The sequence below is a fragment of the Gammaproteobacteria bacterium genome, assembly GCA_035546635.1.
Lineage (GTDB): Bacteria > Pseudomonadota > Gammaproteobacteria > JAURND01 > JAURND01 > DASZWJ01.
Genome location: DASZWJ010000030.1, coordinates 1 through 9,093 on the forward strand (window position 1 = coordinate 1; position 9,093 = coordinate 9,093).

At 37.3% G+C, this 9,093-nt stretch carries 7 protein-coding genes; 3 read left to right on the forward strand and 4 right to left on the reverse strand.

What is annotated here, in order from left to right; genetic code table 11:
* Positions 1 to 211 precede the first annotated feature (211 nt).
* From VHE99_08445 to VHE99_08455, 3 genes are all read right to left on the reverse strand, one after another.
* Entirely contained in the window at positions 212 to 592 is a 381-nt protein-coding gene (locus VHE99_08445) for a helix-turn-helix transcriptional regulator (protein ID HVV69041.1), read from the reverse strand.
* 315 nt (positions 593 to 907) lie between these two features.
* Positions 908 to 4,144 carry a protein kinase gene (locus tag VHE99_08450; protein HVV69042.1) on the reverse strand — a complete coding sequence of 1,079 codons (3,237 nt, stop codon included), beginning with the start codon at positions 4,142 to 4,144 and terminating at the stop codon, positions 908 to 910.
* Between the two features lie 52 nt (positions 4,145 to 4,196).
* Positions 4,197 to 5,225 carry an ATP-dependent 6-phosphofructokinase gene (locus tag VHE99_08455; GenBank protein ID HVV69043.1) on the reverse strand — a complete coding sequence of 343 codons (1,029 nt, stop codon included), beginning with the start codon at positions 5,223 to 5,225 and terminating at the stop codon, positions 4,197 to 4,199.
* 210 nt (positions 5,226 to 5,435) lie between these two features.
* Between VHE99_08455 and VHE99_08460 the strand changes: the two genes are divergently transcribed.
* The 3 genes from VHE99_08460 to VHE99_08470 all read left to right on the forward strand — a co-directional run bounded on the left by VHE99_08460 (position 5,436) and on the right by VHE99_08470 (position 8,193).
* Positions 5,436 to 5,870, forward strand: coding sequence for a cupin domain-containing protein (locus tag VHE99_08460; GenBank protein ID HVV69044.1), 435 nt, complete (start codon positions 5,436 to 5,438; stop codon positions 5,868 to 5,870).
* A 322-nt stretch (positions 5,871 to 6,192) separates the two neighbouring features.
* A complete protein-coding gene (locus tag VHE99_08465) occupies positions 6,193 to 6,738 on the forward strand; it encodes a DUF488 domain-containing protein (GenBank protein HVV69045.1) in 546 nt (181 codons plus the stop codon).
* Positions 6,739 to 6,912: 174 nt separating this feature from the next.
* Positions 6,913 to 8,193: a tetratricopeptide repeat protein gene (locus tag VHE99_08470; GenBank protein ID HVV69046.1), complete on the forward strand. Its 1,281-nt coding sequence runs from the start codon at positions 6,913 to 6,915 to the stop codon at positions 8,191 to 8,193.
* 145 nt (positions 8,194 to 8,338) lie between these two features.
* Here the strand turns inward: VHE99_08470 and VHE99_08475 are convergent, their stop codons facing one another.
* A complete protein-coding gene (locus tag VHE99_08475) occupies positions 8,339 to 8,884 on the reverse strand; it encodes a DMT family transporter (protein HVV69047.1) in 546 nt (181 codons plus the stop codon).
* Between the last annotated feature and the right edge of the window lie 209 nt (positions 8,885 to 9,093).

The window sequence follows — 9,093 nt, forward strand, 5'->3', positions numbered from 1 at the left end:
TCGCGGGATCTCAGGCGGACTGCACTAAAGCATTAATTGCTAACTTACTGATTTTTTTCATCTCTATCGCTAAATTTGTGTTGATCCCTCAGCCTTGTGGGAGAGGTGAATTTGCATATGTTCCATGCCGATGCCGCAGAGCGACAGAGATCAGGTGAATAGTACCCTTTTAATTACATTGGACGTAGCAGAAAAATAGTCATTGCCTGAATCAACCAAAATCCACGCGATCCAAAAACCCACTGGCACGTACCTTGCAGAGCAATTCGGATTTAAGCCGGCAATTTAATTTAGTTTTCATATTCTTCACATAGAACTCTATTGTCCTACGCGATAATCCTAAAATTGTGGCCACTTCCGCTGTGGTTCTGCCATAGAGAAAATGGCAAATGGTTTGTGCCTCGCGTTCAGTGAAATACACATTTGGATAACTCTCACCGAGAGGGTATTTTTTAGCTCCTCTCGGTCTGGAGATTTTTATCTGCTCCTGCCGTACCATGCCAGATATGATGCATGGGCTATAATCTTTGATACCGCTGAAAGTACATTCTTGAGCAGAACTTTTCTTGTCTAACACTTGTTTTAAGATCATATCCCAGTACATCATCTACTCCCTTTAATTATTATCATAATAACTACTACCTGGAGCGTGATGTTAGTTGGCTGGCGAATTTGCTGTCAATACAGTAAACAAAGGTTCAAGCTCTGAATAGATCAAAGTAGTCCTTAAATGCTTCTCCCTTGTCGTTCAGGGTCTGATTTAGCTGTCATCCTGAGCGCAAGCGAAGAATCTCCTTATACCGGCACCTCATACTGGGTTACCGCCAGCATAAGGAGATCCTTCGCTTGCGCTCAGGATGACGGCTACAACTCAGGATGACAGTTATAAAAAGAGTTATAAAAAAGTTTACATGATAGCGCAATAGCCTTCATCCTGACGTGATAATTCCTTGAATGGACAATTTTTTAACAAAAATTCGTGGGTTTTTTTGTAAGCTTGTAGTTTTTCTAATAAAAAATGATTTTTTGGACTAGCTGCGAGGTTATCGATCTGACCTACTAAAATCTCTATTAATTTTTCATATTGATCTGCCTTTAAATTCGCTAAAATCCACTGCTGAAGTTTTGCAACAGTATTTTGCGAGTCTAACATTTTTATACCGCGTATCTTCACTTCGCCGGCAGCGATCATACTTGCTAAAATATTTTTAATCGTCTCAAGAATATCTAAATTTAACGGCTGATTAAAAAAATCCGTAGGAGGTTTAGCTGGTTTTTCTTTTTGTCTGGCTGAACTCAGCTTTTTTTCTTTAATGATCGGCTGAGGCTGCGCTTCATTTCCTTCAAAGTGGTTAAATGTTCCAGCTTTAAAACTTTCCTCACATTCTAAAAATATTTGTTCTAATCGATGCAACACCTCTGAAATGGCAGGTCTTTTACTTCTATCTATATTGATACAGTCTAGGATGAGCGCTTTCATTGCAACCGCTAATGGAAACCCAGGCAAAAATAATGCATCCAATTTAGAAAGTTTAGGCTTATCAGATAACGATGTAAAAAGATAAAACAACACCACGCCGATATTATAAACATCTGAAGATTGATCCGGTGTGTGTCCCAAAGATATTTCAGGTGGCATTATGCGCCCGGTTATGTGTCCTAATTGGGTAACTTCCTCAAACTTTTCTGCATCCCATTGGGGTTTTCTACGAGATTCACTAAAATCATAAATTTCAGCTCGATTATTTTCATCAAGCAGAATGATGTCTGGTCTTATATTTCCACACAGCACATTTCGACTATGCACACCCTTAACTGCTCGCGCTAAGTCTATACCAATTTGCAAACGGTCTTTCCATGACAATTTATTAGGTATTTTGTCCTCCCTAATGGCTTCAAGCAAGTTTTTAGGACGATATGGATACACTGCAAAAACATGTTTAAATGACCACGCGTCATAAAACATGCCCAGTTGTTGCGGCGCGAGCACACCAAGAATTGATTGTAGAGCTATTCCCACACTTGTATTTCGCTCCCATTTGCAAGAACCATCTGCTTTCCACACCTTTATCAATACTTTCTCATCCCCACTTTTTTTATTTTTACCCTCCGCAATATAAAGATGGTCTGGATCGCTCGGACATGCCTTTAAAATATTAAATTGACTACATTCAACATATAAACCTGCTAATGGTGCAGCTATAATCCCTTTAGTTTTTAATATTGATAATAAAAATTGAATAATCCAAGATTTTAAATCCCTCTCTAAATGGGTATTTTCAATCATTTTTAACAAATAAGTTAAAATTTTTGGATCTTGACTTAATGCTTTTATTTGTTCAAATACCAATGAACTATCTTTTTGGTCAAGGTCAACCATTGATTTAATAGCTTCGATATATCTTTGATTTTCTTTTGCAATATCATGCGAACTCAAGCAAACTGGCTCATTAAAATCCTGATAGTTATCACTGCAACGATGCAAATCCGTAATTAATTCTACTATAACGGTAGGCATAAATTCTAAAGCAGATTCAATGTTTAAAGTCAATTCACAATTATTCTTAGCATTTTGATAAATTAAATCTGTAAATCTACTTAAAAGATCAGAACGTATACTGATAAAATGCACGCCATTTTCTTCTTTTCTAACAAAAATCTCCTCCGATAATTTAAACAAGGTGAAAATAGCGTCTATCACTTCTTTTGATGATATCAATAAAATTACATTTTGCTGATTTCCCACAGTAATTTCAGGAGCATAAAAATATAGGCTCTTCGCTTTTTCTTCCTCATCGAAAGTCAATACGCAGCGTGGATCTTGTACAACTGCTCTATAAAATTTCTCACCCAACTCCTTAGTTTTTTCCCTCATTTTCTCTAATACTTTTGCATCAAGTGGAACTTTATCTCGCCCTTGTTGTAATACAAATTTACTTTTCTGTTGCTGCACTTTACTCGGAAATGAAATTTCTAAAAGATGATGCTCTTTTGAATAAGAAAGTACCGGTTGCGCAACAAGCCCATCGAATATTTTCCATAACTGTTGCTCTATTTCGGTGAGCGTGATATTTCTCGCCAAGCATTTGTTAATGAGGGCTCTTATTTCTGCTGGGCAATCTGGCGGCCATACCGGTCGATGCAAAACGTCTTTTTCGATATTGAACCACACTAACTCCAGGAGTAAATTACCAAAATCACGAATATCCGTTTTAATGGAGTAATCTTTCCGCCAAGAAGGTGACTTGTATTTGCCCTGTAACACGGGCAGGCTGACTCGGCCATTCACATCCATCAAAATATACTTTGATTTTAGCATTCCATAAAATTCTCCTTTAGCATCTAAATCTTTTAATTTTTTTACTATATCGATTGCAATGCGTAGGCGTTCAAACCAGGAAAACTCTTCAGGTGTTTTTGAATTAAGAAATGTTTTTAATAATATAGGACGAGGAATCGGCAGATTATGAGATTTTTTTTTGTCTTTCTGTCGTGACTTCTGTTTCTCCTCATATCTAGATATAGATGCAACATTCTTTGACTCTTTTGATTTTTTATCATCACTCTCTTTGGAGCTAGGCCGAACTTGTGGATAATCTGCATCTTTTATTTTCTCATCGAAATCCCTCCCTCTTACTGATCCTTGAGCTCGAGCAGAGGCTGGCCTATTGACATCAGGCAAGCATAAGAATTGCACATACTTTTTCATATTCAATAAAAATTGGACACATTTTGTAAAATGCATTCTAGTAGGAAAATCATACAACAGATTTTCACTGTGTCTTACCATTATTTTTATGAGGTTAACATGCTTTTTTTCGTTCCAGTTGTTTTGAATCCATTCCTGAAATCTATCATAGTTTAATTGAAATGGTTTAGCTCCTTGTAAGCTGATATTGAAAACTGAATTATTATTTCTGATAGTTGCTGCTATGGTATTAATAATTAATCTATATTCTAAAATTAATTCTTGTTCTCTAGTTCGCTTTTTATCATCATAGCGCTGTTGACTTGGCGTATTGGGTGGGCTTTCTACTTTTTTTGCCAGAAGGGATACCGCATCAGGCATGGAATTCTGAGTGCGCATGCTGTCATTTTTTTTCTCTGACTCTGCTTTATCATCACGTTGATTGATTGACTGCATTTTTAACCCCAAAGCACATATTTTCGTTATTTATTGGCAATTATTCTCCTTTTCAAACAAAAATCCCCACCGATCTCGCCATTTGCAGCCAAGGGTGATCCAGTGGAATCAACCGCGAACCACCCATAAATTCCTCAATCGGCACTGCCGTCACCTGACCTGCTTTAAAAGCCACAGCCTGACCCCAACGTGACTCCCGCACTAATTCCCCTACTTTAGCCCCCATAGCCAGCGTTAAAAATTTATCTGCGGTAGTCGGTGACTTAGCTCTCTGCAAATGCCCAAGTACCACATGCCGCGATTCTCCTTCCATCGCTGCATCACACCATCTGGCTAAATATTCTCCAATACCCCCCAACCTATCTGATTCAGGGCTACCACTGACTGTAAATGCCACTTTCACACTCTCACCTTTTGGATGCGCTCCTTCAGCAACCGCAATAATAATTCCTCGTTTACCATTTACGCGTTTTTCCCAGATATATTTTCTGAGCTCCTCTAAATCAAAAGGACATTCCGGGATTAAAATTGCATCGGCATAGCCTGCCATACCCCCACCCAAGGCAATCCAACCCGCTGAACGCCCCATGGTTTCAACAAAAATAGTGCGCTTATGTGAATTGGCGGTAGTGCGCAACGCATCAACCGCCTCAGCGACCACGGCACAAGCAGTGTCATAGCCAAAAGTAACATCCGTACCACTTAAATCATTATCAATCGTTTTCGGAACGCCTATCAACGGAATAGAACCATTAAACGACGACAAACATTTAAATGTGCCATCCCCTCCAGCGACAATTAAACCATCTAACTGTAGCTGCTGGTATTTCTTTAGAAACTCCGCTTCTCTGCCTTCAGTACCACATTTATTAGAAGTACCCAAAATCGTTCCGGCAAAGGCATGAATTCCGCTGACTCTTTTGACAGTCAATTCTTCCAGCCGATTTTCAAAAATACCCTCAAAACCATCATATATGCCCCACACTTGATGCCCCATACCCAACAAGGCTTTACTCGCCGCCTCAATAATGCCATTTAATCCGGGAGCATCGCCCCCACCTGTCATAATGCCTAAACGCATATTGTCTGCCTCTTGTAGAAAGATAAAGAAGGAATCCAAAAATTTGAACAATTCATGAGTATATCTTGGATGTTTTATTTTATTCTAGCCCAGCTGAACTCTATACAAAGAAAGAAGCGATCTAGAAGTTCAATTTTCTTAAACAATAAATTCTTTGACTTTAATACAAACGCTGAGATAATTAGTAGAATTTCTGTCAGGGGAGTCCTTATGATTAAAGGGTCAATACGTTTGTTCTTTTTGCTCAGCATCAGTCTTTTTTTAACTATGACTTATGCAGCGAACCACAATCCAGAAAATACTTTTTCCAAAGTATTGCTTCAATCCGATCATTCGTGGGATGGCACCAAATATCCAGCCTACCCTACTTCCCAACCAGAAATTACCGTGGTGAAAATCCATATTCCCGCCCATACAGCATTACCCTGGCATACACATCCCATCATTAACGCCGCCTATGTCCTTTCGGGAACACTCTATGTTGAAACTAAAGACGGCAGCTTGCATAGAACCTTAAAGTCTGGAGATGTATTAGCTGAAATGGTAAATAAGGTACATAGAGGCTATACGACAGATCAGCCAGTCGATTTAATTGTGTTTTACGCGGGAACGCCTGGCACGCCAACCGCGGTAGTCGCTAAATAAAACATTATCATCATGTAATTTCAATCGAGAAAAAATAACTGGTAATGCCATTGCGAAATAGAACCGTAAAATTTTGCAAAAAATTGTCGACGGCATTAATTCCTATAAGCCAGATAATAAAATTTTAATAAAGAAAATAAAAAATAATCTTAACAAAGATTAATAATGCCAATCATCTTGAGAAAAAATCTACAGACCTTTTAAATTGAAAAATAATTTGCGGTATAATTACCAAAGAAAATGCATTAATGACTATATTTTCTAAAATTTCTATTTTAAAAACTTCATGCATTCTTAAAAAGATATAATCTCGGCAACGGTTATGAGCAAAATTTATACGATTGGGCACTCGACGCACACGCTAAAAGAATTTGTTGATATCCTTAACGCATACCAAATTACGCACGTCGTTGACGTGCGGTCAATACCAAAATCTCGACACGTGCCATGGTTTAATGAAAAACCGTTAACCATATCTCTTCGTAAAAATAAAATTGCATATACACACCTAACAAAGTTAGGGGGCTTGCGTCGTCCCATTAAAAACTCAATTAATATGGGTTGGCGTAATGCAAGTTTCCGTGGGTTTGCCGATTATATGCAAACAAAGGAATTTTTCCAAGGATTGAAGGAATTAAATCTCTTAATCAAAAATAGAGACGGGGTTGTTATCATGTGTGCTGAAGCCGTACCTTGGCGTTGCCATCGTTCTCTGATTGCAGATGCCGAAGCAGTTCGAAACATCACTGTATTAGAAATCATAAGCAAAACTTCTGTTCATGTTCATAAATTGACCAATTTTGCAGTCATTAATAGAAACAAGAAACCCATTCAAATAATTTATCCCAAAATTACGCCTACTTCGTAGAAATTGCCCTTCAAACTCTACTTGTAATTATGCATAGACTGTCATTTCCGCCTATGCGAGGGAATGACATTTCTACAGAGTTAGAAACGCGCGTTGTTATTGTTAAATGATAAGAATTACTTAAGATTTGCTCTGTATGATCTAGCTATCTCTAATGACAAAAAGAATCCGATCATGACTGAAGCTAAAACTAATCCTTCCAACCGAGAATTGACAAGAATTAAATTATTGTTAAAAAATCCCCAAGGGTTTGTCGAATGGCTGGAAGCTCAGCCCTATGATGACTTCCAAAAAATTGCATTTTTAAAAGATATTTTGATTCGAATATATGAAAATCACAAAAATGGTTCTTTACCCCTCACCCAAGAACAATTAACCCCGCTTATCCATCAAGGCACACAATTAATTCGAGGCTACTTGACCGCCCTAGATAAACGTGTCCGTTGGCCTACGGATGAAATTGCAATTGTGATTCAATTTATAAAATATGGAAATGCATTGGATTTCTCACTAAATCAACACAACTCGAAAAATCAAGATCAGACGATAAAAAAACCCGTAAATATACCGGCACAAGAAATTTCTTCCGGCTTTGATAAAAAAAATGATAGCGCTTCAAGATTAAAAACAAGTCACTATTCTTCCATGTCCAAGATATTAGCCATGTCCAAGTTACTAGATGATGTAAAGCACACAAATGTAGATCTCATCCATCCTGAAGAAATGACTACACTAAAAAAATATTTACCACCTTCAACATTAGCGTTATTAAATGAAAAGCATTTAGCATGGTTTCACAAACTCGTTCAAGAAAATCCTGGTCGTGCATTATATGAGCTAGCTCGATGTTTTGAATCAGGCAATAATGACCTCGAGATTAATACAGATATAGCAATATCCGTTTATATTAAAGCTGCTAAAGCAAAAAATGCAGACGCCATGTGCTATTTAGGGCATATTTACGAATATGGCGTGCATGGTGTAAAGCGAAACTTAGATACTGCCTTTAAATATTATCAACAGGCAGAACAAAATGGTTCAGAACAAGCTAAAATCAAAATTTTAAGACTTCATGCAGATCATGGCAATGATGCCAAGGCTAAATTTAAACTTGGACAATATTGTTTTAACGGTTACCGGGATATCATAGAAAAAGATAGGGTCAAAGGTTTAAAGTATATCTTTGCTGCTGCACAACTTGGGCACCCTGCTGCCAAGCAGCAATTAAAAGCCAGTGCCAATGAAATATATGACTTGGCAGAATCTTTAGTAGCGACTGGAAAAGTTTATAACATCCAAGATGCCATGGAGTTATATCGCATTATTATTGCATCCAGCGATAGTGAAACGTTGCAACTAAGAGCAAGCCGACGACTTTATAGCCAATCTTCCGCCCCTCCCGTGACGCACGAACCGGAAATCGATTCTGTTCCATTCACACATGGGGTGACATGAGGTTATGGTTAATTAATAATTTGCCCATTCGATGTCAATACCATTCTTTAGACATTTTTCCCCCGCTGTTTTGAGTTTGGAAATAATGAACGCTAAGATTCTTCCATGCTGGTTTTAGGAACTTCTATCACTTGATATCCCGTTCTCATAATGCTTGCTGTTTCAACTTTTGAGACGAATCATTAATGCTTTGATAACTTACTCGGTGCAGATGGTACCTTATTTTTGCTCCAGCCATGGAAGCAAGGCATATAAAAAAAATACCCAAAATAGTTATAAAATTAGGATTAATCTTATTACTAAAAATTTCTACAATAAATATCATAACGGGCATTAGGGGTGAAATTATTGAGATAGTAATAGGCTCTAACTCTTTTAATGAATATTGGAAAATAATTTGCGGTATAACTATCAAAGAAAATGCATTAAAGAGTATATTTTCTAAAATTTCTATTTTAAAAATTTCATGTATCCTTTGGTAAGATATAATCCCAGTAATAGCTATGAGCAAAATAAATCTTATTGCTAAAATATCAAATGGAGAAAAGCCGCTTTTACTGAGTTTTTTAGCATATATATTATTAGCTGCCAGTGATACACCAGCTGCTATACAACACAAAATTGCAATAATCAAATTTTTTAAGCTGTAAGTTTGGATAGATATTTTTTGTTCTAGACAAATTAAGACCATAAAGAAAATGCCTAAGAATAGCAAAATTGAAATAATATAATCTAAATATCCAACGTTCTGACCTTTGTACCGAATTGCCTCAGAAATAACCTAACCGAAGGACCCCCAATTTAAAGGTAAAAACCCCAACGTTGCCTCATAATTCACCTAACTTAAGGAAAAGGGGTGAATTTATGAAAAAAGGCGTCAATTTAGAGCATTTCTTGATC

Coding starts and splice junctions, on each gene's coding strand:
- VHE99_08445 (HVV69041.1), bottom strand. CDS start 592: ATGATCTTAAAACAAGTGTTAGACAAGAAAAGTTCTGCTCAAGAATGT.
- VHE99_08450 (HVV69042.1), bottom strand. CDS start 4,144: ATGCAGTCAATCAATCAACGTGATGATAAAGCAGAGTCAGAGAAAAAA.
- VHE99_08455 (HVV69043.1), bottom strand. CDS start 5,225: ATGCGTTTAGGCATTATGACAGGTGGGGGCGATGCTCCCGGATTAAAT.
- VHE99_08460 (HVV69044.1), top strand. CDS start 5,436: ATGATTAAAGGGTCAATACGTTTGTTCTTTTTGCTCAGCATCAGTCTT.
- VHE99_08465 (HVV69045.1), top strand. CDS start 6,193: ATGAGCAAAATTTATACGATTGGGCACTCGACGCACACGCTAAAAGAA.
- VHE99_08470 (HVV69046.1), top strand. CDS start 6,913: ATGACTGAAGCTAAAACTAATCCTTCCAACCGAGAATTGACAAGAATT.
- VHE99_08475 (HVV69047.1), bottom strand. CDS start 8,884: ATGGTCTTAATTTGTCTAGAACAAAAAATATCTATCCAAACTTACAGC.